The organism is Rhizobium anhuiense bv. trifolii, assembly GCF_024346605.1.
GTDB classification, from domain to species: Bacteria; Pseudomonadota; Alphaproteobacteria; order Rhizobiales; family Rhizobiaceae; genus Rhizobium; species Rhizobium anhuiense.
In genome coordinates this window covers 1,729,628-1,754,572 of sequence record NZ_CP098803.1, presented here as the reverse complement: position 1 = coordinate 1,754,572, position 24,945 = coordinate 1,729,628, and the positions used below count along the sequence as shown (strand labels likewise).

Here is a 24,945-nt window from a genome sequence, read left to right as displayed (position 1 = left end):
TGATCAGAAGATAGGCCCGGCGCAGGTTAATTACTACAGCCGCAACATGGAGACAGCCATGCGCCTAATGCATTGCTTGCCTTTTTGGTGCTCCACATTGCGCACAAAACGATCATAAAATATGCAATCTCTCGCCCAGCCCACTGACAGGCTTAACAAAAGCTTACTCGTAAAGCCGCCGAACGGTGGCGATGCAATCCAGTTCCTTCATCTGGGCGAGCAGCTGATTGAGCTGGCGCAAGTCCCAGACCTCGACCTCGAGCATCATTTCGGTGAAATCGGCCGCCACCCGCACCGTGTTCAGAAGGCGAATATTGACGTCGAGGCCTGCGACCGTCTGGGCGACCTTGGCGAGCGTGCCGGGCTCATTCAACCCATTGACCATGATGCGCGCCATGAAACGCGACTTGTTGGCTTCGTCGAGATCCCAGCGGACGTCGATCCAGCGGTCGGGCTGATCGTCGAAGCGCTGCAGGCTCGGCGACTGGATCGGATAGATGGTGATGCCGTTGCCCTGGTCCATGATGCCGACGATGCGATCGCCAGGCACAGCACCAGTCGGCGCGAACTTGACGTCGACATTGCCGGACAGACCGCGGATCGGACCGATATCGGCATGCGTGTCGACTTCCGAATGGCCGCCGTCGGGCCCGGCCTTGGTCTTGCCGGGGATCTTGAAGATCATGCCGGCCGCACTGCGCACGTTGAACCAGCCGTCGTCGCCTGATGGTTTCACGGTGACGCGCTCGTCCTGATGATCGGGATAGACGGCGCGCAGCACATCGAGCGAGGACATCTCGCCACGGCCGACGGCGGCAATCGCATCCTCGACATCCTTCTGGCCGAGACGGTGTAGCGCCGGCTTCATCGCCTCGCGCGAGAAGATCTTGCCGGCCCTGTCGAAGGTACGCTCGAGAATGCGGTGACCGAGGCCGGCATATTGCTTGCGGATCGCCATGCGGGTGGCGCGGCGGATGGCGGCGCGCGCCTTGCCGGTCACGACGATCTCTTCCCAGGCGGCGGGCGGAACCTGCACGCCGGAGCGGATGATCTCGACCTCGTCGCCATTGGCAAGCCGCGTCACCAGCGGCATGATACGGCCGTTGATCTTGGCGCCCACCGTGGTGTCGCCGATATTGGTGTGCACCGCATAGGCGAAATCGATCGGGGTGGCGCCACGCGGCAGGGCAATCAGCTTGCCCTTCGGCGTGAAGCAGAAGACCTGGTCCTGGAAGAGCTCAAGCTTGGTGTGTTCGAGGAATTCTTCCGGGCTGTCGCCCTCGGCGAGCGCCTCGATCGTATGGCGCAGCCAGGAATAGGCGTTGGATTCGCGCGAAAGGATGTCGCCGTCGGCATTGGTGGCGCCGTCCTTGTAAAGCGCGTGGGCGGCGATGCCGAATTCGGCGATTTCGTGCATGCGCTTGGTGCGGATCTGCAGTTCGATGCGCTGGCTGGACGGACCGACGATGGTGGTGTGCAGCGACCGGTAATCATTCTGCTTTGGCGTCGAAATATAGTCCTTGAAGCGGCCGGGCACGACGCGCCAGCGCGTGTGGACGATGCCGAGCGCCCGATAGCAGGACGGGATGTCCTCGACGATCAGGCGGAAGCCGTAGACATCGGAAAGCTGCTCGAAGGAAAGAGACTTCGACTGCATCTTGCGAAAGACCGAATAGGGCTTCTTCTGTCGGCCCTTGACATAGGCGCTCGTCAACCCGCTTGCGACCAGCAGGTCGCGCAGTTCGGCCTCGATCTTCTTGACGATGCCCTCGTTGCGCTTCGAAAGCTCTTCCAGCCTTTTGGTGACGGTCTCGTAGGCTTCCGGGTTCATATGCCGGAAGGAGAGCTCCTCGAGTTCCTCACGCATGTCCTGCATGCCCATGCGGCCGGCCAGCGGCGCATAGATTTCCATCGTCTCCTCGGAGATGCGGGCGCGCTTGTCGGCCGACATGTGATCGAGGGTGCGCATATTATGCAGGCGATCGGCAAGCTTGACGAGCAGCACGCGCACATCATCGGATATGGCGAGCAGCAGCTTGCGCAGGTTTTCCGCCTGCTTGGCCTTCTTGGTGACGAGATCGAGCTTCTTGATCTTCGTCAGCCCCTCGACCAGGCGGCCGATATCCTCGCCGAACAGTTCGTCGATCTCGGCGCGCGTCGCCGTCGTATCCTCGATCGTGTCGTGCAGAAGGGCAACCGCGATCGTCGATTCATCGAGGTGCATGTCGGTGAGGATGGCGGCGACTTCGAGCGGATGAGAAATATAGGGATCGCCGCTCGCGCGCTTTTGCTGGCCATGCTTCTGCATGGCGTAGACATAGGCTTTGTTCAGCAGTGCTTCATTGGCATCGGGCTTGTATTGCTGAACCCGCTCCACGAGCTCGTACTGCCGCATCATTCCAAAGCCACTCCGATAAAAATAAAAGCGCGCCAATCAACGATTGGCGCACACATGGGCAATAATATGCCTAAGCAATAAAGGCGCAAGATTGACGATTGGTAATCATCGCTCTTTTGCATCGCATGAAGCTGTTTCGGTATCACATCTGACCGATGTGACCGGGATCCGGCCTATGCGCTTAGTAGTCGTCGCTCTTTTCCGGCGGCACCAGGCCTTCGATGCCGGCAAGCAGCTCTTCTTCCGACATCTGGTCGAAAGTGATCGTCTCCGGCAGGTCGTCCTGCTCCTCGCTGTCGGCTGCGGCGACGCCGCCGGCGGCGATCATGCTTGCCGGATCGGGCTCGGGCTCGTCGACTTCGACATGCTTCTGCAGCGAATGGATCAGATCTTCCTTGAGGTCATCGGGCGAAAGCGTCTCGTCGGCGATTTCGCGCAGGGCCACGACAGGATTCTTGTCATTGTCGCGATCGATGGTGATCGAGGCACCCTGGGAAATCAGCCGGGCGCGGTGGCTGGCGAGCAGAACCAGCTCGAAGCGGTTCTCCACCTTGTCGATGCAATCTTCAACTGTGACACGGGCCATTGCCTGTCCTTTGCGGTCGTCATTTCGGGATTAGCACGCCCGATACAATTAAAACCGGGCAAATACAAGTTTTTCATTCCGGCGCCCCTCGTCTTTATCCGCGACTGAGCTAAATTTCCATGGAGAATGTCATAATTCCACCGAAGGTTGCTTGGAATATGCCGAATCGTGCCCTAAATCTTTCATATATGAATAATTCATAAAGTAAGGATCAAAGCGAAATAGAAACGCAAGATATTGTTTTTATTGAAGTTTGTCACCTGCGGATTTCGATTGCTCTCATTGGATTGGTAAGCGATGTTTGACCCACGCGAAAAAATTGCACTCTTCATTGACGGCGCCAACCTCTACGCTGCATCCAAGAGCCTCGGCTTCGACATAGATTACCGCAAGCTGTTGAAAGCATTCCAGAAACGCGGTTATCTGCTGCGCGCTTATTATTATACCGCTCTGATCGAGGATCAGGAATATTCATCGATCCGGCCGCTGATCGACTGGCTCGACTACAACGGCTACAAAGTCGTCACCAAGCCCGCCAAGGAATTCACAGATTCCATGGGTCGCCGGAAGATCAAGGGCAACATGGACATCGAGCTTGCGATCGACGCCATGGAACAGTCCGAGACGGTCGATCATCTTGTCATCTTCTCCGGCGACGGCGATTTCACCAATCTGGTCGAGGCGCTGCAGCGCAGAGGCCGCAAGGTCTCGGTGATCTCAACCATGGCGACGCAGCCGCCGATGATCGCCGACGACCTGCGTCGGCAGGCCGATCATTTCATCGATCTCTTGTCTTTGAAGGCTGAAATCGGTCGTGATCCTTCCGAGCGGGCGCCACGTCCGGTCGAAGTCGTCCCGGCCAGCGATTTCGAGGAGTGATCTCTCCACCATCTCGAAGCGGAGCTGCGAAGCTCCGCGGTACGGCAGCCGCGTTCCCGCATCGCCATGCTTTGGCATGCGCGCTGAACGACAGCGGCCGATCTTAGATCAGCCATTGTCCTTCAACAGGCGGCTCTTCTGCCGGTTCCAATCGCGTTCTTTCTCCGACTCGCGCTTGTCATGCAATTTTTTACCCTTGGCGAGCGCCAGTTCCATCTTCGCCCGACCGCGATCGTTGAAATAGATCTTCAGCGGGATCAGCGTCATGCCTTCACGGTTGACGGCAGAACGCAGGCGATGAATTTCACGGCCCGACAGCAGCAGCTTGCGGCGCCGGCGCGGTTCGTGATTGAAGCGGTTGGCCTGCAGATATTCCGGCAGATAGGAATTGATCAGCCAGATCTCGCCCCCCTCATCCGAGGCATAGGATTCGGCGATATTGGCCTTGCCCTCGCGCAGCGACTTGACCTCCGTGCCCATCAGCACGAGGCCGGCCTCGTAGGTATCGATGATCTCGTAGTTGAAGCGGGCCTTGCGGTTTTCGGCCACGACCTTGTTCACCACGCGCTGGCTGCCTTTGGGGGCCATGACGACATTCCATTCATTTAGAGCGCGAAAAGCCGCGCCCTCATTCCCGACCTCTATGTGAGGGCTTGCCCTTTATGTAAGGGAGCGACCCGGCCTTGTGAAGATGGCCGGTCTTTTCAGTTCAGCAGGCCGGCATGGCGCAGCGCGGCGTCGATTGCCGTTTCCGTGGCCGGCTCCAGCGTCGAAAGCAGCGGCGAGCGGACGTTGCGGCTCATGCGGCCAAGCCTGGAGAGCCCGTATTTGGCGCCGCAAAGACCCGGCTCGAGGAAGATCGCCTTGTGCAGCGGCATCAGCCGATCCTGATATTCCAGGGCGCGGGCATAATCGCCTGCGAGCGTCGCCGCCTGGAACTCGGCGCAGAGCCGCGGGGCGACATTGGCCGTTACCGAAATACAGCCGACACCGCCATGGGCGTTGAAGCCGAGCGCCGTCGCATCCTCGCCGGACAGCTGCCGGAAATCCGTGCCGCAGGTGATGCGCTGTTCGGAGACGCGCTCGATCTTACCCGTTGCATCCTTGACGCCGACGATATTGCTGTGCGCCTTGGCGAGCGCCCCCATCGTTTCCGGCGTCATGTCGACCACCGAGCGGCCGGGGATGTTATAGATATAGATCGGCAGATCGACGGCCTCGGCGATCGCCGAAAAATGCGCGATCAAACCCTTCTGCGTCGGCTTGTTGTAATAGGGAGTGACGACCAGAACGGCGTTCGCACCGACCTTTTCGGCATGCTGGGCAAGCTCGATCGCCTCACGCGTATTGTTCGAGCCGGCGCCGGCCATGACGGGGACGCGTTTTGCGGCAACCTCGATGCAAAGTTCCACGACCCGCTTGTGTTCGGCATGCGACAGCGTCGGGGATTCGCCCGTCGTGCCGACCGGAACGAGACCGGCGCTGCCTTCCTTGATCTGCCAGTCGACATGAGCGGCGAAACTATCTTCGTCGATCAGTCCGGCGTCGGTGAAGGGGGTGACGAGGGCGGGAATGGACCCATTGAACATGCAAAGCTCCTCACGACCAAATCCTTGCTTCGGCCGCATTCCATGAATAAGAGTTGCGCACCATAGAGCGCCGAAATCATCGCGACAAGCGCGGAGAGTTCGGTTTAGGGCAAATTCCGATAGCAGATGTGAATGAATTTTACCTGGTACGGTAAGGTTTCGTTAAGATGCCTCTAGCCTAATGGCAGGGCGTGTTTTCGGTGCGAGATCCCGGATGAAGAAAGCTGTCCTGATTCTGTCCGCCTTCGGCTTCATTGCCGCCGCGTGGGGCAGCGTTGCGTCGCCGCTTCCCGGCGAGAGCGCTGCCGTGCCTGATGTCAAGCCGCTCGGCTTCATTCCCGAGACATCCATACCGGAAGCGATCACCACAGGCGCCATCCCGCGCAATCCGGCAGTGGCGCCTGTCAACAGCGACCTGAAAACCGGCCTCGACGCGCTTTCCGACAAGGACCCGCAGCTGGCGCTTTCGATCCGCGACAGCATGCGCGACGATACGCTTGACCGCCATATCCTCACCTGGGCGATCGCCGTTTCTGGATTGAAGGGCGTTCCCTCCTATGAAATCGCCAGCGCCGCGCAGGAGCTCAAGGGCTGGCCGGGTCTTTCGCGGCTGCGCGCCTATTCCGAGCGCGCGCTCTATGACGAAAATCCCGCCCCTTCCGCCGTGCTCGCCGCCTTCGGCGATACTGCGCCTGAGACGATGCAGGGCGCCGTCATCCTCGGCCGGGCGCTGGTTGCGACAGGCAAGCAGGCGCAGGCAGCAAAATATATCCGCAAGGTCTGGCGCGGAGAGGCTCTCGACAAGGCGACGGAAGACAAGATCCTCATCGAGTTTTCCGCGCTGCTGACGCCTGCCGACCATAAGGCGCGGATGGACTATCTGATGTATCGCGGCCGGGTGGCGCAGGCCAAGCGCTTCGGCGACATGGGCCAGGCGCAGTCGCTCTACAAGGCCTGGGCTGCCGTCGACGCCAAGGCCGGCAATGCCGGCGCCCTGCTTAACGCCGTCGATGCGAGATGGCGCGGCGATGCCGGCCTGCTGTTTGCCCGGATCGAATATCTGCGCAAGCAGGACAAATATGCCGAAGCGGCGGCGCTGCTGGAGCAGATGCCGCCCGAGCGCAGCGAACTCGTCAATTCCGGCGAGTGGTGGAACGAGCAGCGGATCATCAGCCGCGGCCTCGTCGACCAGGGGCAATTCAAGCCCGCCTATCGCATCGTCGCAAACTACGCCGCAACAAGCCCGACGGATATCGTCGAGGCCGAGTTCCATGCCGGATGGTACGCGCTTCGCGGCCTGCAGGACCCGACAACGGCGGAAAGACACTTCCGCAAGATCCTCCAGACATCAAACGGGCCGATCTCGGTTTCACGCGCCTGGTATTGGCTGGGCCGGGCAGCGGAGGCCGGCGGCCCCGGCCAATCCAGTGAATTCTATACGAAAGCCGCGAGTTTTCCCGGCACCTTCTACGGTCAGCTCGCGGCCGAACGGCTGGGGCGAAAGACGCTGAACGTCGCCTATCCCTCACCGAGCACGGCCGACCGGCAACGCTTCCAGGCGCGCGAAGCCGTGCAGGCGATCGCCCGGCTGGAAGCCGCAGGCCATGGATGGCGGGCCGATATTCTCTATCTCGCGCTCGCCGATCAGCTGCAGAGCCCCGGTGAATTGGCCGTCCTTGCAGCAAAGGCCGAGCAATCCGGCGATCATCATCTCTCGCTGCAGATCGGCAAGATCGCTTACGGGCGCGGCATCGATGTCGCAGCGCTGGCCTTTCCGGTCGGCGTGATCCCAGCGAACGCCAATATATCAGGCTCCGGCAAGGCACTCGCCTATGCCATCGCCCGGCAGGAAAGCGCCTTCAACCCGGCCGCCGTTTCGGCGGCGAATGCGCGCGGCCTGCTGCAGCTTCTGCCGGGAACAGCCCAGGCGGTGGCCAAGCGCCACAATATTACCTATTCCAAAGACAAACTGACGGCCGATGCCGGCTACAACGCGACGCTCGGCGCGCATTATCTCGGCGAGCAGATAGACGCCTTTGGCGGCTCCTATATCCTCACCTTCATTGCCTACAATGCCGGGCCGAAGCGGGTGCCGGAATGGATCGGCCGCTACGGCGATCCGCGCGGCAGGCCGATCGACGAGATCGTCGACTGGATCGAGCGCATCCCCTTCCCCGAAACGCGCAACTATGTGCAGCGGGTGATGGAGAATTACGAAGTCTACAAGGCCCGCCTTGGCCAGCCGACCGATATCGAACGCGACCTGATCGGCGGACGCAGCGCCTCCTGAAGCCGTTTGGTGCGGCTCGCAAAGCAGGCTACATCTTCGGGATCAACAGATCTCGAGGGGATGCGATGCCGGATACTTACGCAGGCGATTTCCAGGAACGGTTTTACACATCTTCCGACGGGCTGAGGCTTTATGCCCGCGACTACCGGCCCGACGAGGCCCTAACAGGCGGACGGCTGCCGGTAATCTGCCTGCCCGGGCTGACCCGCAATACGCGGGATTTTCATCGGCTGGCGCTGCTTCTCTCCCGCGACAGAACATCGCCGCGCAGGGTCATCGCACTCGATTCGCGCGGCCGGGGAAACTCGGCATGGGACGAGAATAAGGCGAACTACAATCTCGCCGTCGAAGCCGGCGACGTCATAGCCGCCTGCGCGGCGCTCGGCTTCGAGCGGGCGATCTTCATCGGCACATCGCGCGGCGGGCTGATCCTGCATCTGATCGCAGCGACGCGTCCGGCTCTCCTCGAAGCCGTCATCCTCAACGATATCGGGCCTGTGATCGAAGCTGAGGGGCTGGCACGAATCCGAGATTACCTCAACAACGGCAGGCAGCCGGCGGAGTGGAGCGAGGCGGCCGATATATTGAAGGAAAATCATGGGGCGTCGTTTACCGCACTTGCGGGGGAAGACTGGCGCGAGATGGCGCTTGCGCTTTATCGCGACGTCGGCGGAAGGCCGGTCGCCGATTTCGATCCGGCGATCGCAGAGGCACTCAAATCGGTCGATTTCAGCCAGCCGCTACCCGATCTGTGGGAGCAATTCGAAAGCCTGAGCCGGTTGCCGCTCACGTTGATCCGCGGCGAGAATACGTCGCTGCTCTCAAAGCAGACGGCCGACGAAATGGCACGCCGCCATTCCGGACTGGTTCTGCACACCGCGGCGAAGCAAGGGCATGCACCGCTCCTCCATCTCGGCAGAATCCCCGCAATGATTCAGGCTTTTCTCGCCAATTGCCGATAAGCGCTTTGATCTCCATCTATCGAGACAGTGACCAAAAGCAGAAAGCCCGGCTCAAGAGCCGGGCTTTCCGTATTGCCTAATCTGGTCAGATTAGAACGCACGCTGCAGGCGGAAGTAGCCCGTCGTGGAGTCGTCAGCATCTTCCGGATCGAGGTACTGAACCGAAGCCTTGGCGTAGAAGTTGTCGACGATCTGGTAATCAACCGTCAGACCGGCCTTCCAGGCATCGCCGTTGCCGAAGTCGTCGCCAGAAACGTAGTAGTCGCTGTAGTACTGGACGCCAGGGGTGATCTTGAGCTTGTCGGTTGCCTTGATTGCGTATTCGGCAGCAACAGCCCATTCAGCCTTGGTGTAGTAGGAGCTCGGGCCGGTAGCGTATACGGCAGCGAGGCCGAGCGTGCCGGGACCGATGTCAACCGTACCCATTGCACGGACAGCACCTTCTTCGTTGTCGACGTCGTAGCCGGCAGTGATCTGGTAGCTGAACGCGCCAGCCTTGCCGCCGAGACCGACTGCAACACCAACGTTGTTGGCTTCTTCGTCCGTCTTGTAGAAGCCGTCTTCGAGTTCATCGACGCTGATGCCAGCGTAGAAGTCAGAGGTTTCGTACTGATAACGGATGGAGTTATGCAGGGTGACCGGAGAGCCGATATCGTCGGTTTCGCCAGAGAGGCCATCGTCCCACCAGCTGTAGAACAGACCAGCGCGGAAGCCGGCGATGTCGAGGTAAGCGGAGTCGAGCTTGGCACCCTGAGAGGAGGCATTGTCAGCATTGAACTGCATGACGATGACGCCGGTCAGCGGACCGTATTCGGTGTCGCTCTTGGCCGTGAACTGAACCTGACCGCGGCTGAAGGCATCCCAGTCAGAGTCGCCGCCGACATCTTCGCCGACGTTAACCTGGAAACGGATGTAGCCGTTGATCTTGAGGCAGGTTTCGGTGCCCGGGATGTAGAAATAGCCGGTGCCGTAAGCGTCGCAAACGCGGACGTATTCGACCGGTTCCGGCTCGGCAGCAACGATAGCGTCAGCAGCCTGAGCACCGGAAACTACTGCGAGAGCAGCAGCGGAGCCGAGAAGAAGGCTCTTGATGTTCATAAATGACCTCCAATTCAAAGTTTCGATCGGGTTTGGGATCTTTCGCTGAGCAGCGTTCCCTGCCCCATCCCCGTGTTTCAAGAAGTGGACGATCAGTCGCCCTTGCTTCCGACGCTGAAAATACAAGACGGAAGCCGTCACGCAATCACCAACTTACTCGGATGGGGGGTTTGCGGGAGCCTTCCCGACATTCTGTTGCTGAAAGGACACAAGTCGGGCAACCAGCCCCGATTTCCTTTATGCTTTGTTAAGAAAACCCTGATTTTGCGGCTGCTTAGCTCTGATCGACAAAGAATTGGACATGCGCTTTGTGACACATTCGCGACACTTTTTTGACAAAATCCGGTTCTTTCTGGGATACCGTAGCGCTGGGAAGCGTAACCGGAGGTGCACCAATCCGCTTTCGTCACCTGCCGATGCAGGGCGCGGGAAGTGATTCCCGCAAAGCGATTCTCTCGCTCGAGGCGGAGAGACCTTCCCGTCGCGTGGCCGCAAAGCCCCGCTGCATCATTCAATAAAACCGGGAACCGATTTAAGGAATTACGCAGCGACTCAAAGTCGCTTCAGCGTCCATTGTCCGCCTGAAAAGACGCGCGGCGCTGTAATCGACGAAGCGAATATGATTCCTGGCAGGAACTAAGAAGCGGCAGACTCTTGGAAAATCGGAATGGCGGAGAAGATGGGATTCGAACCCACGATACGCTTTTGACGTATACTCCCTTAGCAGGGGAGCGCCTTCGACCACTCGGCCACCTCTCCGGTGCGGCCTAACTATGGTGACCGGCCTGTGAATGCAAGAGTTTTTTGAATTTTCACCAGAAGAAATACAGCAGGCAGCCTTTCGGCTGGCTGCGCAAACAGAACGGCATTTCCTGCCGTGATCAGAAGAAATTAATCGCGCTTCGTTGTCTTGGCGAAAGACGCCGAGCCTTGCCGCCCGGCCTCCGGCAGGATCAGCGAATCCAGGACGGCGTTACCGCCGGCGCCAACAGGTGCTGATTTAGCCGAGCAGCCTCTTGAGGTCGGCAGAGGGGTCGGCGAGAATCGATCTGTCGGGATTGATCCCGGATTCCAGCAGTTTCTTTCCGGTCACATAGGCTTTCGCGTCGTTTATCGCATCGACGGCAATCAGCAGGCCATCCCTGAAGTACCAGACGGAGTGGGCGCCTTCGCGGGCGCCGGGGCGCAGCAGCGTCTCATCATAACCGAGATTGAAGCCGGCGATCTGCAGCTTGACGTCATACTGATCGGACCAGAACCATGGCTTCGGCTCATAGGGCTCGCTGCCACCGGCGATGACCGCTGCCGCCGCTTCGGCCTGGTCGACGGCGTTCTGCACCGATTCGAGCCTGATGCGGCCGCCCTGCCAGGGAAGGGCGGCGCAATCGCCGGCGGCAAAGATCGACGGATCGGAGGTGCGGGCGAATTCGTCGACGACAATGCCGTTGGCGACTTCGAGGCCGGCTTCCTTGGCGAGCTGGTCGTTCGGCGCGACGCCGATGCCGACGACGGCGAAGTCGATATCGATGACCGAACCGTCGGAAAGTGCGGCGCCGGTGACGCGGCCATCCGTGCCGATCAGATGCTTGAGCCCCGTCTTTTCCCGAATCACCACGTCATGGCTTTCATGGATCCCGCGCATGATGTCGGCGGTCTCCTTCGCCGCGACGCGCTGCAGGATACGGTCGGCCATCTCGATGACGGTCACCTCAAGGCCGCGATGGCGGGCGACGGCGGCCGCCTCGAGACCGATATAACCGCCGCCGATGATGAGGACGCGGCGACCGGGACGCATCTCTTCGGCGAGCAGATCGGCATCGCGCTTGTCGCGGGCGACATAGACGCCTTCGAGATCACCGCCGATTGCGGCCGGCAGCCGGCGCGGCGTCGAGCCGGTGGCCAGCGCCAGCGTGCCGTAATCGAGAACGGAGCCGTCCTGCAGGAGAACCTGCTTGGTGTCAGGCTTGATCTGCTCGGCCCAGGTCGAAACGCGAAGGTCGACATCGTTGTCGGCATACCAGTGCTCGGCGCGGAACAGCAGACGGTCGAATGCCATTTCGCCGAGCAGGTATTTCTTCGAAAGCGGCGGGCGCTGATAGGGCGCCACGTCCTCCGCGCCGATAAGGGTGATCGGGCGCGCGTCCTTCAACGCACGCAGCTTGGCCGCCAATGCGAAACCGGCCTGTCCCGCGCCGATGATCACCAGTCTATCCGTCACGATCTCACTCCTGAAGCTGCGCCCGACACTCGCGCCAAGGCTATCCCCTCCAACGCCCCGCGTCTTCAGACGCGCAAAGGACGCTGTAGCACTTTCAATTTGCCGCATCCTCTTCAAATCGATTCCGATTTAAGGATTATGCAGCGACCTCATACGCCGTCAACGGAAAGCGGCCTCTTACATTCAGCCGATCTCGATCCAACGGCGCTCGTGGAAGGACTGTGCCATGGCATGCACCGACTTCTCTATCCTGAGACCGTCTTCGAATGTCACGATCGACGACGGCTCGCCTGAAATTGCCCGGATCAGCTCGCGGCATTCGATGATCTTCAGATCGTTGAAGCCGAGGCCATGGCCGGGCGCCGGGATGAAGCGATCATAGGGCCGATGGGCGGGCGCCGCCAGTATCTTGCGGAAGCCCTGTTCGGTGCCGCGGCCCTCGGCCTGATAGAGTTCGAATTCGTTCATGCGCTCCTGGTCGTAGACGATCGAGCCTTTCGAGCCGAAAATCTGCAGGGCGATACGGCCCTTGCGGCCCCAGGCGGCGCGATTCGCCATCAACACGGCGGATATGCCGCCGCCAAGCCGCATCAGCACGTTGGCGCCATCGTGGTTTTCGACGGCACGGCGACCACCTTCGCTCAGCGGGCGATCGGCATAGGGTTTCACCATATCCGTTATGACGGCCTCGACATGGCCGAAGAGGTACCAAAGCAGCGATAGCGGATGCACGGCGAAATCGTCGAGGGCGCCGTAGCCGGCGGAAAGCTCGCTCTTCCAATAAAAGAAGACATCGGGATCGGCCATGAAGTCCTCGTCCATCTCGACGCGGATGTGGTTGACCGTACCGATGGCGCCCTCCCCAATCAGCGTCCTGATATGCCGCATGACGGGATTCTGGATGTAATTGTAACCAAGGGCGGCGACCTTGCCGGACCGCTTTGCGGTTTCCAGCATGCGCTCGGCATCGGCATAGACCGGCGCCATCGGCTTTTCGCACCAGACATGCTTGCCGGCTTCGAGGGCTGCAATCGCCATCTCGGGGTGGAACTGATTGGGCGTCGTGACGGAGACGACGTCGACCTCGGGGTCGGCGATCAGCGCCCGCCAGTCCGCCGTCGCCTTCTCGAAGCCGAATTCACCGGCACGGGCCTCAGCAAGCCCGGCATTGGCTTCGGCCAGATGCACGAGACGCGGACGCTCGACATCGCCGAACACAGTCTTCACCGCATTCCACGCCAGCGCATGGCATTTGCCCATATAACCGGTGCCGATCAAACCGATGCCGAGTGGCTTCATTTCCGTCTCCTCCAGAGCTGCGCGCGGATTTTTGGAATATTTGGATCATTTTGACAAGAGACCTACGCATGGCATTTCTCGCGCCCTTCCCCGCACAACTGTCCAAAAGCCTTCAATTACAGGCGATTAAAAACAATTAGGCGTGTCGTTTGAAATCGTCTATGTTCGACAATATGGAATATTTGTTTCATCTCGTGAGCCGCAAGCATGGATAACGATCCCAAGAGGCACGCGCGTGTGCCGCGCGATTTTGAAAGCCTGCGCAGCACCATCATCGAGCGCAAGGCGAACATGCCGAAGCGGCTGGCGCAGGTCGCAGCCTTCGCGCTCGGCAATCCCGACGAAATCGCCTTCGGCACGACGGCGAGCATCGCGGCCGCCTCGGACGTCCAGCCCTCGACGCTGGTGCGCCTGGCGCATCATCTGGGGTATGGAGGCTTTTCCGACCTGCAGAGCATCTTTCGCGAAAGATTGCGCGACCGGACGCTGAGTTACGAAGAGCGGCTCGTCACGCTGGAGCAATCGAGCGGCGACGATGAGGACGCCAATCTGCTTTCCGGCTTCATTGCCGCGGCCAACCAGTCGGTCAACCGGTTGGCGGCGACAGTGCAGAGCGATACTTTCACGAAAGCGGTGAATATCCTTGCCGGCGCCGAGACGATCTATCTGATCGCCAAACGGCGCTCCTACCCGCTGACGGCGCACATGACCTACGCTTTTTCCAAGCTCAACATCCGCCACCAGATCGTCGCCTCGCCGAACGGCGTCGATCCGGAGATGGTGCAGTTTGCAACACCCAAGGATGCGGCGATCGCGGCGAGCTTCTCGCCCTATGCGGCCGACAGCCTCAGCCAGAGCCAGGAACTTGCCGACCGCGGCGTGCCCGTTATCGCGATCACCGATTCGGCTTTCTCGCCGCTTGCCGCCTGTGCCACGCACTGGTTCGAGGTGGCGGAGGCCGATTTCGCCGGCTTCCGCTCGCTTTCGGCTTCGATGGCGCTCACCATGGCACTGCCGGTTGCAATTGCCGAGCGGCGGCGCAAGCGGCAGCAGTCAAAACCTGTAAAAGGCAAAATGGAATAAACATTCCGAATTGACAAAATCTCGGAACCAATGTTTCATTATTGAAAATTCGCAGGCACTGGAAGCCGCGCAAAATCTAGCGGGAGGACATCATGGTACAATCGAATCCGGGTTCGCAGCCGGAGCCGGCGCTTGATGTGATCACCATCGGCCGTTCCTCGGTCGATCTTTACGGTCAGCAGATCGGTTCACGGCTGGAGGATATCGCCTCCTTCGCCAAGTCCGTCGGTGGCTGCCCGGCCAATATCGCTATCGGCACGGCGCGGCTCGGCCTCAAATCCGGCCTCATCACCCGCGTCGGCGACGAGCAGATGGGACGCTTCATCCGCGAGCAGTCGGCGCGCGAAGGTGTCGCCACAGACGGTATCATCACCGACAAGGAGCGGCTGACGGCGCTGGTGCTGCTTGCGGTCGAGGCCGAGGGCGTCTCGCCGATGATCTTCTATCGATCGGACTGCGCCGATATGGCGCTCGATGAAGGCGATATCGACGAAAATTTCATCAGATCGTCGCGCGCCGTTCTCGTTTCCGGCACGCATTTCTCGCGGCCGAATACCGAGGCCGCGCAGCGCAAGGCGATCCGTATCGCCAAGGCGAACGGCCGCAAGGTAATCTTCGACATCGATTACCGGCCGAACCTGTGGGGACTTGCCGGCCATGCGGAAGGCTTCGAGCGCTACGTGAAATCCGACCGGGTCTCCTCGAAGATGAAGGAGACGCTGCCGGACTGCGACCTCATCGTCGGGACAGAAGAGGAAATCCTGATCGCTTCCGGCGCCGACGACGTGCTCGGTGCGCTGAAGGAGATTCGCCGCCTGTCGCCGGCAACGATCGTACTGAAGCGCGGCGCGATGGGCTGCATCGTCTATGACGGGCCGATTGCCGACGATCTCGAGGCCGGCATCGTCGGCCAGGGTTTCCCGATCGAAGTCTTCAACGTGCTCGGTGCCGGCGATGCCTTCATGTCCGGCTTCCTGCGCGGCTTCCTGCGCGACGAGCCGCTGAAGACGTGCGCCACCTGGGCCAATGCCTGCGGCGCCTTCGCCGTTTCCCGCCTGCTCTGCTCGCCGGAATATCCGACCTGGGCGGAACTCGACTTCTTCCTGACGAACGGCAGCAAACACCGGGCACTGCGCAAGGACGAGGCGATCAACCATATCCACTGGGCCTCGACCCGGCGCGGCGAAGTCCCGCTTCTGATGGCGCTGGCGATCGACCACCGCTCGCAGCTCGTCAGCGTCGCCGATGAGCTCGGCGTCGGCCATGAGAAGATCGGCGCCTTCAAGCGGCTGGCGGTCGCGGCGGCGGCACGGGTGTCGAACGGCCGCGACGGCTACGGCATGCTGATCGACGAACGTTTCGGCCGCGACGCCTTCTTCGACGCGGCAACGAAGAATTTCTCTTGGATCGGCCGACCGGTGGAATTGCCGGGCTCGAAGCCGCTGCGCTTCGAATTCAGCCAGGATATCGGCTCGCAGCTTGTGGAATGGCCGCTCGGTCATTGCATCAAGTGCCTGTGCTTCTATCATCCCGATGATCCGGCTGACCTGAAGACGGAGCAGCAGGAGAAACTGCGCACGCTGTTCGAGGCCGCCCGCAAGGTCGGCCGCGAGTTGCTGGTGGAGATCATCGCCGGCAAGAACGGGCCGCTCACCGACGATACGATCGCGACCGCGCTGGAAGAGCTTTATGCGCTCGGCATCAAGCCGGACTGGTGGAAACTCGAGCCGCAGGCATCGAGCCAAGCCTGGAAGAAAATCGATGCGGTGATCGCCAAAAATGATCCATGGTGCCGCGGTATCGTGCTCTTGGGCCTCGAGGCGCCCGCCGACGAGCTGATCTCCTGCTTCGAGGCGACGCTGGCGGCTCCCTCCGTCAAGGGCTTCGCCGTTGGCCGGACGATCTTTGCCGATCCGGCGCGCGCCTGGCTTTCGGGCGAAATAAACGACGAGGAGGCGATCGCCGACATGGCCGGCCGCTTCCGGCAACTGACCGAAGCGTGGCTGAAGACGCGTGGGCGTCACTGAGAATTAAGACCCTCCCCAACCCCTCCCCGCAAGGGGGAGGGACTTAACTTGAGGCTCGCCTCACGCCATGAGCGAACGTTCTTTTGGACGAGATCCTGCGGCGAGAATGGTGAGAGCCCGCCAGGTTAACCCCTCCCCTTGTGGGGAGGGTTGGGGAAGGAAAAAACGTGAAAGAAAGATTGCGGGAGGACCCGATGGGCAAGACGATACGGTTGACGATGGCGCAGGCCGTCGCGCATTTCCTCAAGAAGCAGATGACGATCGTCGACGGCAAGAAGGTGCAGATCTTCGGCGGCGTCTGGGCGATCTTCGGTCACGGCAACGTCGCCGGCATCGGCGAGGCGCTCTATCAGGTGCGCGGCGAATTGACGACCTATCGCGCCCACAACGAACAGGGCATGGCGCATGCCGCGATCGCCTATGCCAAGGCGAATTTCCGCACGCGCTTCATGGCCTGCACGACCTCGATCGGCCCCGGCGCACTGAACATGGTGACGGCCGCGGGCGTCGCGCATGTCAATCGTATTCCCGTTCTCTTCCTGCCGGGCGACGTCTTTGCCAACCGTGCGCCGGATCCGGTGCTGCAGCAGATCGAGGATTTCGGCGATGGCACGGTTTCGGCCAATGATGCGTTCCGTCCAGTTTCGCGCTATTTCGACCGCATCACCCGGCCCGAGCAGATCATCACGGCGCTGAAGCGCGCCATGCAGGTCCTGACCGACCCCCTGGATTGCGGCCCGGTGACATTGTCGCTCTGCCAGGACGTTCAGGCGGAAGCCTATGATTATCCGGAAAGCCTGTTCGATGAAAAGGTCTGGACAACCCGCCGGCCGCAGCCGGATGCGGACGAGCTGGCAAATGCCATTGCGCTGATCAAGGCGTCGCAGAAGCCGGTGATCGTTGCCGGCGGCGGCGTGCTTTATTCGCAGGCGACGCAGGAGCTTGCCGCTTTTGCCGAAGCCCACGGCCTTCCCGTCGTCGTCACCCAGGCCGGCAAGTCATCGATCAACGAGACCCATCCGCTGGCGCTCGGCTCGGTCGGCGTCACCGGCACCTCGGCAGCAAATGCGATCGCGGAAGAGACGGACCTCGTCATCGCCGTTGGCACCCGCTGCCAGGATTTCACCACCGGCTCCTGGGCGCTGTTCAAGAACGACAGCCTCAAGATGGTCGGCCTCAATATCGCCGCCTATGACGCGGTGAAGCACGATAGCCATCCGCTGGTGGCCGATGCCCGCGAAGGGCTGAAGGCGCTTTCGGCAGGGCTTTCCGGCTGGAAGGCGCCGGCAGCACTCGTGGAGAAGGCGGCCGCGGAGAAGAAGGTCTGGATAGAGGCTGCGGCCAGGGCGATGGCCACGAGCAATGCCGCCCTGCCCTCCGATGCGCAGGTGATCGGCGCGGTGGCACGCACGATCGGCGGCGAGAATACGACGGTTCTTTGCGCTGCAGGCGGCCTTCCCGGCGAATTGCACAAGCTCTGGCCGGCGACCGCGCCTGGCAGCTATCATATGGAATACGGCTTCTCCTGCATGGGCTATGAGATTGCCGGCGGTCTCGGCGCCAAGATGGCGCATCCCGAACGGGATGTCGTCGTCATGGTCGGCGACGGCTCCTACATGATGATGAATTCCGAGATCGCCACGTCGGTCATGCTCGGCCTCAAGCTCAACATCGTCGTGCTCGACAATCGCGGTTATGGCTGCATCAACCGATTGCAGATGGGCACCGGCGGCGCCAACTTCAACAATCTGCTGAAGGACTCCTATCACGAGGTGATGCCGGAGATCGATTTCCGCGCGCATGCCGAAAGCATGGGCGCCATCGCCGTCAAGGTCGGTTCCATCGCGGAACTCGAGCAGGCGATCATCGATTCGAAGACGAACGACCGCACCTCGGTCTTCCTCATCGACACCGATCCGCTCATTACCACGGAAGCCGGCGGCCATTGGTGGGATGTCGTGGTGCCTGAGGTCAGTCCTCGCGAACAGGTCAACGAAGCGCGCAAGGGCTATGTCGAAGCACGCGCCGCCCAGCGCATCGGCTGATCGACTGCATAATTCCTTCAATCGGCATCGATTTAAGGACAAAATTATGCAGCAATTCGAGGTGCTACAGCGTCCTTTGCGCGTCTGGAAAGGCGCGCGGCGCTGTCGTGCCACCATTTTTCGGAGGAGCGTCCCGGCTCTTCCGCAATGCTTTTAAGGAGAATGTTGATGAAGGCCAAACTCGGCATGTCGCCCATCGCGTGGTGGAACGACGATCTTCCTGAGCTCAGCGACGATGTGTCCCTCGAGGAATGCCTGCGGCAATCGCGCAGCGCCGGTTTCACCGGCATGGAACAAGGCCGCCGTTTCCCCAGCAATCCGGAAGAAATGCTCCCGATTCTGCGCGCCGCCGACGTGACGCTATGCGGCGGCTGGTTTTCCGGCACGCTTGTCAATGAGGAGCTTGCCGCCAACAAGGACCGCATCGCGCCGATGATTGCGCTGTTCAAGGCGGTCAATGCGCCTTGCATCGTTTATGGCGAAGTCGGCCGCTCCATCCAGGGCGATCGCTCCAAGCCGCTCGCCACCAAGCCGCGCCTCTCCGATGACGAGATGAAGGCCTATGCGCGGCGCGTCACGGAATTCGGGGAATGGTGCGCCGAGCAGGGCATGCCGCTTTCCTATCATCACCACATGGCGGCCGTGGTCGAAACCGAGCCGGAACTCGACGCCTTCATGCGCTCTTCGGGTGAAGGCATTCCGCTGCTGCTCGATGCCGGGCATCTCGCCTTTGCCGGCGGCGACGTGCTGCGCGCCATCGACAATCACCACGCCCGCATCAACCATGTTCACGTCAAGGACATCCGCAAGCCCGTGGTCGATGGGCTGGACCGCAGCCGGCAGTCCTTCCTCGATGCGGTGGCGCTCGGCGCCTTCACGGTGCCCGGCGACGGTTCGCTCGATTTCGGCGCCATCGTCCAGCGGCTGGCCGATCACGGCTATGAAGGCTGGTTCGTCGTCGAGGCCGAACAGGATCCGCGCAAAGCGCCGCCGCAGAAAATGGCCGAGATCGGCCATGCCGAATTGATGCGCGTCATGACCGCCGCGGGTTACACCGTGGAAACGGAAGGCTTTCCGAAGGGATAACCGAAAAGAAAGCCCTCTCCGCCAGGGGCGGCTGAATAGCATCGTCAGGGCAAGAAGCGCCCTCATCCGCCCTTCGGGCACCTTCTCCCCCAGGGGAGAAGGGCGAACAAGGCAGGTGCGGCATATCCCTTCTCCCCTCGCGGAGAAGGTGGCGGCAGCCGGATGAGGGGGCCGCATCCGTCAATTTACGAGGAGAAATACCAATGCCAAACCTCAAGGTGAAACCGTCCGGCGCGCATGGCCGCGTCACCCATGTCACTCCGGAAAATGCCGGCTGGACCTATGTCGGCTTCGATCTGCATCGGCTGAAGCCGGGCGAGACTGTTTCGGGAGAGACGGGCGATCGCGAAGTCTGCCTCGTCTGGGTGACCGGCAAGGGCAAGGCATCGGCCGGCACCAAGGATTTCGGCACGCTCGGCGGCCGTATGAGCCCGTTCGAAGGCGCGCCGCATGCGCTCTACATCCCGATGGAATCGACATGGTCGGTGACGGCCGAGACCGATCTGGAGCTTGCCGTCTGCTCGGCGCCCGGCGGCGGCACCTATGAGGCAAAGGCCATCCCGCCCGGCACGCATCCGCAGGCGACGCGCGGCAAGGGTACGAATGTGCGCTACGTCAACAATATCATGCCGGAAGACGACAGCTCGGCGCATTCGCTGCTCGTCGTCGAGGTGATCACGCCGGGCGGCCATACCTCCTCCTATCCGCCGCACAAGCACGACCAGGACGACCTGCCGAACGAGAGCTTCCTGGAAGAGACCTATTACCACCGCCTCAACCCGCCGCAGGGCTTCGGTTTCCAGCGCGTCTATACCGACGACCGCTCGCTCGACGAGGCGATGGCGATCGAGGACGGCGACGTGACGCTGGTACCGAAGGGCTATCATCCCTGCGCGGCTACCCACGGCTACGATCTCTATTACCTCAACGTCATGGCCGGGCCGAAGCGGATCTGGAAATTCCACAATGCCGCCGAGCATGAGTGGTTACTGAAGGCGTGAAGGCTGATTCAGATCGCTAAATAATCTGACAGCGCGAAATCGCCGCTGATGGTTCACTGCCTCCATCCAAACACGGATGGAGGATCACCATGCATAGTTCGAATTCCACAATCTCGGCCCGCAATATGCGGCCCGGCTTGTTCCTTGCCATCATCACCGCAGCACACTGGCTGGCGCGCAAGATGAACGAACGGCGCAACTGCAATGCGCTGATGGAGCTGTCCGACGAGCAGCTGAAGGATATCGGCCTTTCCAGGGGGCAGACCGAAAGCGACGTCCATGTCTACAGTCGCTACTGAAACTTGAGCGTGATATTGTGCCGGCAGGTCGCCTCACCGGCGACCTGCCTGACCCGGAACATGCCATGTCGCAGTTTTCAACAGCACCGCTCCTGAAAACGAAGACGGTCACCATTCGTGACATCGTCTGCAATGGCGAATGCCGCCACAAGAGCGACGAGGAATGCGCCCACAGGACGAGCCTCGTCTATCCCTATCGCGGCGTATTCATGCGGCATGTCGGCCGCAACGACACGGTGGCCGAAGCCAATCAGGTCGTGTTCTTCAATGCCGGCCAGGGATATCGGATCAGCCACCCCATCGAGGGCGGCGATGCTTGCATCGATCTGGCGATCGACGAATCCATGCTCGAAGAACTCACGCCGAAGGATCAGGTGCAGCCCGGCCAGGCGTTTTCCTTCCGCCGTCAGCGCCGGCGGATCGATCCGCGGGCGCAGGCGCTGGTCGCGCTCCTGCGTCATGGTCTGCGCCGCAACGTCGCCGAAACGCTGGAGGCGGAGATACTGGCGCTGACGCTGGTGCGCCGCTCGCTCGGCGAGCGCACATCGCACGCAGCGGGCGCCAGCGCCGGCCGGCAGAAACTTGTCGACCGGGCCAAGCTGGTGCTCTCCTCCGATCTCGCACGACGCTGGACGCTTGCGGAAATCGCCTCGGAAGTCGGCGTGTCGCCGGTTTATCTCACCCAGGTCTTCCAGCAGGTCGAGGCCACACCGCTTTATCGCTACCAGTTGCGGCTGCGGCTTGCCCGGGCGCTCGATCTGCTCGGCCAGTATGAGGATCTGACGGCGCTCGGTCTCGATCTCGGCTTTTCCAGCCACAGCCATTTCAGCGCGTCCTTCAAGCAGTCCTTCGGGCAGACTCCGGCCGAATTCCAGCGCTCGGCGCAACTACGGCTGAGGTAAAAGCCTCCGTAAATCGCTAAAGATTTCGACAGCGGCGATGCGGTCTTCGATGATCTTATGAGCCTGTCCCGATCTGGGGACGATAACCGGAGGATCACCAGATGAAGAAGACCACATGCGCTGCCTGCGACTGCGAACTCGGTCCGGAAACCATCACCGTCAAGCTCGGGGGCAAGACTGTCGAGGTCTGCTGCCAGGAATGCGCCGAGGCGTTGAACGAGGCGGAAGCTGCGACATCGGCCGCTTCGAGCGCCAATGAATGACGGTATCAGATAGAGCCGCCAGTGAACTGACCTCGAGGGTTGATGTTAACCTTCGAGGGTCAATTCACGAGGCGGCACGGCTTTGCCGTATCAGGCGGGCAGAAGCCCATAGCGCCAGCCGCGGCGTTTGGCGTTCTGCGACAGCACCAGGACGGCAAGGATGACCATGCCTGCCTCGGCAAAGACCGGCACCATCCAGATTCCCTGCTCGCCGAAGATGAAGGGAAGCAGGAAGGTGAGCGGCAGGGTCAGCAGATAGGGCCGCGACAGGCCGAAGATCGCGGCGCGCGGCGCATCGCCGATCGATTGGAAATAGGACGACAGGATCAGCATCTGCCCAAAGAGAAAATAGGCGGCGATCGTCCAGGGCAGAATTCGCCTGACCTCGGCTGTTATGGCGGGATCGGCGACGAAGACGGCGCCAAGGCGGCCAGCCAGCAACTCGACGGTAACCTCCACCAAAGTGCAATAGACGAGTGCTGCGAGCATGGCGATCTGCAGGCTGCGGCCGACGCGAAGCCCGAGGCCGGCACCGTGATTGTTGCCGGCGATCGTCTGCAGGGCGATGCTGAGGCCAAGCAGCGGCAGATAGGTGAAGGTCATGATCCGGGTGATGATGCCGTAGGCGGCAATCGTGGCGACATGATCTGCCACGCTCCAGAGCGAGACATTGATCAGAATGGCGGCCGAGGCCAGCGATATGCCGATGAAGCCGAGGCTCATCGGCGCGCCGAAGGCGACGATGCCACGCCATTCGGCAAGTGCTGCTCCAGAGGACGGCCTGAGTGCCGTGGGCCGACGCCAGCGGTAGGCGAGCACGGCCGCTAGGCAGACGAATTGCGAGGCGATAGAGCCGGCTGCCGAACCGAGCACGCCCCAATGCATCACCGCCATGAACAGCCAGTTGGCGAAGATGTTGAGCAGCGAGGCCGACAGCGTCACCAGCGTCATGAAGCCGATCTTGCCTTCGCAGCGCAATCCGTCGAGATGCAGCGACAGAAAGAAGCTGACCGGCCCACAGGCGATCATCGCGCCCATGAACAGCGTTGCGCCATCGGTTACGGCGGAATTGCCGGCAGCACCGGCACCGATGATCTGCCGGCCCACCGTCCAGTAGACCAAATTGAGGATAAGGGTAACGGCGAGCGCCAGCGCATGCGCGCCGGCAAAGACCCGACGCGCACCATCGCGATTGCCGGCACCCAGCCGGCGGGCGAGGATGCTTGCCATGCCGTTCGAGACGAGCGATTGCAGGGCGATCAGCAGCATCAGCCCCGGGAAAATCAGGCTGACGGCAGAGAGCGCGTCCGGGCCGACATAGGCACCGAGGAAATAGGCGTCGACGACGGTGAACAGGCCGTTGACGGTGGTGATCGCGACGATCGGCGCCGCCGTCTTGATGAAGACGCCCGGCAGCCCGCCGGTGAGGAACGCATTGCCCTGGGAAAGATCGGTCATGGAGAAATCCGTGTCATATCGGCGAGTCCCGAGCCCGGCTTGTAACCATGCGGATTCGGGCCGCCTCAAAAGAAAAAGAGAAGCAACTTACAGGTCGAGCACCAGATGCGGCAGACCGTTCGAGGTCTTTCTCGGCGACACGCCGTCGGCATCGATCTGCGCGTTCACGCGCCGGCGAAAGGCCGAGAAGCTCTCGAAGGTGACGACATCCACCGGCTCGTCGAAATGGATGGTGATCCTGTGGAGATCGCCGCCCGGCAGGGCCGAAAGCGCCAGAACCTCGCCGGTGAACGGCTGGTTGAGATAACGGCCGCGAATATGCGCGCCGACGAAAAGCGGCGCCTTTGGAGCGGCATTGGGTTTTGCCGCAAGGGCTGCGAGCGTGTTCCAGTCGCGCACGCCGTGCTGGCGGGCGATCATTTCCAGCGCCGCACTGTGGGTCAGCGGAGTGCCGCGATCGTTCATCGCCTGGCGCAGACGCTTGGCCTGAGCCTTCAATTCTTCAATGGCAGGATAGGTCGTCATGGAGTGAGCCTTCACAAGGCATGCTCTTCGACTGCGGATGGGAGCTCGCATTACCGCCAGTCAGCATGCACAAGGGGCCGTGACCATGATCGCGAGGGCTTCACCATGGATCTTCATCCGCGAGCGGCCGGTGCCTCGAACCGATCCTTGTATGCGGCAAGGACGCAGGCATGTCAAGAATGGCGCATATGCGCTGAGAAATGAGCAAATTTGGAGCAAACCTGCCCGAAATCGGTGCGATTTTCCCGCAGATTTCACCGACGCATTCAATTCTAACGATGTTCTTCAACAAGTGTCAGCATTCCTAAGCTAATATCCTGTCCTATACCAGCGGAGGCTAAAAGGGCCTTTCAGATGCACCTCGACACAGAACACCCCAAGCCGGAACGTGCTTACAGGGAATTCAATCTCGACAGGCCGGGCAACATCATCTTCGTCGGCCATCATCTCAGCACCGGAATGCAGGTGCGCTGCCTGATCCGCACGATCACGCTCGCCGGCGCCCTGCTCGAAGTCAGCCCCAACCTGGAAATGCCGAGCCATTTCTTCCTCGAAATCCTCGGCATCCATGACGAGATCGGCTCGACCGTCGTCAAGCGCGAAGGCGAATTGGTGACGATCAGCTTCAACATGCTGCTCAATCCGGAATTCCTGCACCACGTGCTGCGGCTGAGTTTCGAAAGCTGAGGCCTTTGGCGATCCGCGAAGCATCGCGGCGCATCGCCTTTGTTTCGGCGCCCCGCCGCGCAGCGAGACGCGCGATGATCGGAACGACCCAGAGAAATCCGCGCCATTCCGGCCTATCAAGCGGATCGGCAAAGCGATCGCGGCGGATCCGGCGATTGCGGGTTTCGACTTCCTTAAAGAGAGTAACCCAGTTGAGATCCATTGCTTCGTCCTCCATCTATTGGCTCGTGCACTTGAGCTAAGCCTTCGC

At 61.0% G+C, this 24,945-nt stretch carries 22 protein-coding genes and 1 tRNA gene; 12 read left to right on the top strand and 11 right to left on the bottom strand.

Annotated features, from left to right (window positions below; all coding sequences use genetic code 11):
* Nucleotides 1-163: 163 nt before the first annotated feature.
* Complete coding sequence (locus tag NE851_RS17275; protein WP_047616251.1) at nt 164-2,398, bottom strand: RelA/SpoT family protein; 2,235 nt, start codon at nt 2,396-2,398, stop codon at nt 164-166.
* Nucleotides 2,399-2,579: 181 nt separating this feature from the next.
* Entirely contained in the window at nt 2,580-2,984 is a 405-nt protein-coding gene (gene rpoZ / locus NE851_RS17270) for a DNA-directed RNA polymerase subunit omega (RefSeq protein ID WP_003574261.1), read from the bottom strand.
* 297 nt (nt 2,985-3,281) lie between these two features.
* On the opposite strand from rpoZ, the gene NE851_RS17265 reads away from it, so the two are divergent.
* Nucleotides 3,282-3,863 carry a LabA-like NYN domain-containing protein gene (locus NE851_RS17265; protein WP_028758247.1) on the top strand — a complete coding sequence of 194 codons (582 nt, stop codon included), beginning with the start codon at nt 3,282-3,284 and terminating at the stop codon, nt 3,861-3,863.
* 108 nt (nt 3,864-3,971) lie between these two features.
* Here the strand turns inward: NE851_RS17265 and smpB are convergent, their stop codons facing one another.
* Both smpB and dapA read right to left on the bottom strand, forming a co-directional pair.
* Nucleotides 3,972-4,451 carry an SsrA-binding protein SmpB gene (gene smpB, locus NE851_RS17260; protein ID WP_012557117.1) on the bottom strand — a complete coding sequence of 160 codons (480 nt, stop codon included), beginning with the start codon at nt 4,449-4,451 and terminating at the stop codon, nt 3,972-3,974.
* 116 nt (nt 4,452-4,567) lie between these two features.
* The gene (gene dapA / locus NE851_RS17255) at nt 4,568-5,452 is read right to left on the bottom strand and encodes a 4-hydroxy-tetrahydrodipicolinate synthase (RefSeq protein ID WP_028758248.1); all 885 of its coding nucleotides are present in this window, start codon (nt 5,450-5,452) and stop codon (nt 4,568-4,570) included.
* Between the two features lie 214 nt (nt 5,453-5,666).
* Between dapA and NE851_RS17250 the strand changes: the two genes are divergently transcribed.
* Nucleotides 5,667-7,742 (top strand): lytic transglycosylase domain-containing protein, encoded by a 2,076-nt coding sequence (locus NE851_RS17250; protein ID WP_097623040.1) that lies wholly within the window; start codon nt 5,667-5,669, stop codon nt 7,740-7,742.
* A gap of 65 nt (nt 7,743-7,807) precedes the next feature.
* On the top strand, nt 7,808-8,704 hold the full coding sequence (locus NE851_RS17245; protein ID WP_254961727.1) for an alpha/beta fold hydrolase: 897 nt from the start codon (nt 7,808-7,810) through the stop codon (nt 8,702-8,704).
* Between the two features lie 90 nt (nt 8,705-8,794).
* Here the strand turns inward: NE851_RS17245 and NE851_RS17240 are convergent, their stop codons facing one another.
* The 4 genes from NE851_RS17240 to NE851_RS17225 form a co-directional block, all read right to left on the bottom strand.
* Complete coding sequence (locus NE851_RS17240) at nt 8,795-9,802, bottom strand: porin (RefSeq protein ID WP_047616236.1); 1,008 nt, start codon at nt 9,800-9,802, stop codon at nt 8,795-8,797.
* A gap of 668 nt (nt 9,803-10,470) precedes the next feature.
* Nucleotides 10,471-10,561: transfer RNA gene (locus tag NE851_RS17235), tRNA-Ser, on the bottom strand.
* A gap of 241 nt (nt 10,562-10,802) precedes the next feature.
* Nucleotides 10,803-12,020: an NAD(P)/FAD-dependent oxidoreductase gene (locus NE851_RS17230; RefSeq protein WP_254961724.1), complete on the bottom strand. Its 1,218-nt coding sequence runs from the start codon at nt 12,018-12,020 to the stop codon at nt 10,803-10,805.
* Between the two features lie 183 nt (nt 12,021-12,203).
* Nucleotides 12,204-13,319, bottom strand: a complete 1,116-nt coding sequence (locus NE851_RS17225) for a Gfo/Idh/MocA family protein (RefSeq protein WP_097623043.1) — start codon at nt 13,317-13,319, stop codon at nt 12,204-12,206.
* A 207-nt stretch (nt 13,320-13,526) separates the two neighbouring features.
* On the opposite strand from NE851_RS17225, the gene NE851_RS17220 reads away from it, so the two are divergent.
* The 8 genes from NE851_RS17220 (at nt 13,527) to NE851_RS17185 (ending at nt 22,025) form a co-directional block, all read left to right on the top strand.
* Nucleotides 13,527-14,402, top strand: coding sequence for a MurR/RpiR family transcriptional regulator (locus NE851_RS17220; protein ID WP_097623044.1), 876 nt, complete (start codon nt 13,527-13,529; stop codon nt 14,400-14,402).
* Between the two features lie 92 nt (nt 14,403-14,494).
* Entirely contained in the window at nt 14,495-16,429 is a 1,935-nt protein-coding gene (locus tag NE851_RS17215; protein WP_028758256.1) for a bifunctional 5-dehydro-2-deoxygluconokinase/5-dehydro-2-deoxyphosphogluconate aldolase, read from the top strand.
* Nucleotides 16,430-16,623: 194 nt separating this feature from the next.
* Nucleotides 16,624-18,474, top strand: a complete 1,851-nt coding sequence (iolD, locus tag NE851_RS17210) for a 3D-(3,5/4)-trihydroxycyclohexane-1,2-dione acylhydrolase (decyclizing) (RefSeq protein ID WP_097623045.1) — start codon at nt 16,624-16,626, stop codon at nt 18,472-18,474.
* A gap of 168 nt (nt 18,475-18,642) precedes the next feature.
* Nucleotides 18,643-19,560: a myo-inosose-2 dehydratase gene (iolE, locus tag NE851_RS17205; protein ID WP_063474230.1), complete on the top strand. Its 918-nt coding sequence runs from the start codon at nt 18,643-18,645 to the stop codon at nt 19,558-19,560.
* 203 nt (nt 19,561-19,763) lie between these two features.
* On the top strand, nt 19,764-20,561 hold the full coding sequence (iolB, locus tag NE851_RS17200; protein ID WP_097623046.1) for a 5-deoxy-glucuronate isomerase: 798 nt from the start codon (nt 19,764-19,766) through the stop codon (nt 20,559-20,561).
* Between the two features lie 89 nt (nt 20,562-20,650).
* Complete coding sequence (locus NE851_RS17195; protein ID WP_063474228.1) at nt 20,651-20,860, top strand: DUF1127 domain-containing protein; 210 nt, start codon at nt 20,651-20,653, stop codon at nt 20,858-20,860.
* A 65-nt stretch (nt 20,861-20,925) separates the two neighbouring features.
* Nucleotides 20,926-21,762, top strand: a complete 837-nt coding sequence (locus tag NE851_RS17190) for a helix-turn-helix transcriptional regulator (protein ID WP_028755931.1) — start codon at nt 20,926-20,928, stop codon at nt 21,760-21,762.
* 101 nt (nt 21,763-21,863) lie between these two features.
* Nucleotides 21,864-22,025: a hypothetical protein gene (locus tag NE851_RS17185; protein ID WP_164735939.1), complete on the top strand. Its 162-nt coding sequence runs from the start codon at nt 21,864-21,866 to the stop codon at nt 22,023-22,025.
* A 90-nt stretch (nt 22,026-22,115) separates the two neighbouring features.
* On the opposite strand, the gene NE851_RS17180 is transcribed toward NE851_RS17185, so the two are convergent.
* Both NE851_RS17180 and NE851_RS17175 read right to left on the bottom strand, forming a co-directional pair.
* Nucleotides 22,116-23,483 carry an MATE family efflux transporter gene (locus NE851_RS17180; protein ID WP_097623047.1) on the bottom strand — a complete coding sequence of 456 codons (1,368 nt, stop codon included), beginning with the start codon at nt 23,481-23,483 and terminating at the stop codon, nt 22,116-22,118.
* A gap of 87 nt (nt 23,484-23,570) precedes the next feature.
* Nucleotides 23,571-24,008, bottom strand: a complete 438-nt coding sequence (locus NE851_RS17175; protein WP_047616216.1) for a glyoxalase superfamily protein — start codon at nt 24,006-24,008, stop codon at nt 23,571-23,573.
* Between the two features lie 354 nt (nt 24,009-24,362).
* Between NE851_RS17175 and NE851_RS17170 the strand changes: the two genes are divergently transcribed.
* Entirely contained in the window at nt 24,363-24,695 is a 333-nt protein-coding gene (locus NE851_RS17170; RefSeq protein WP_047616214.1) for a hypothetical protein, read from the top strand.
* On the opposite strand, the gene NE851_RS17165 is transcribed toward NE851_RS17170, so the two are convergent.
* Nucleotides 24,646-24,897 carry a hypothetical protein gene (locus tag NE851_RS17165; protein ID WP_080759974.1) on the bottom strand — a complete coding sequence of 84 codons (252 nt, stop codon included), beginning with the start codon at nt 24,895-24,897 and terminating at the stop codon, nt 24,646-24,648. The genes NE851_RS17170 and NE851_RS17165 overlap by 50 nt on opposite strands.
* Nucleotides 24,898-24,945 lie beyond the last annotated feature (48 nt).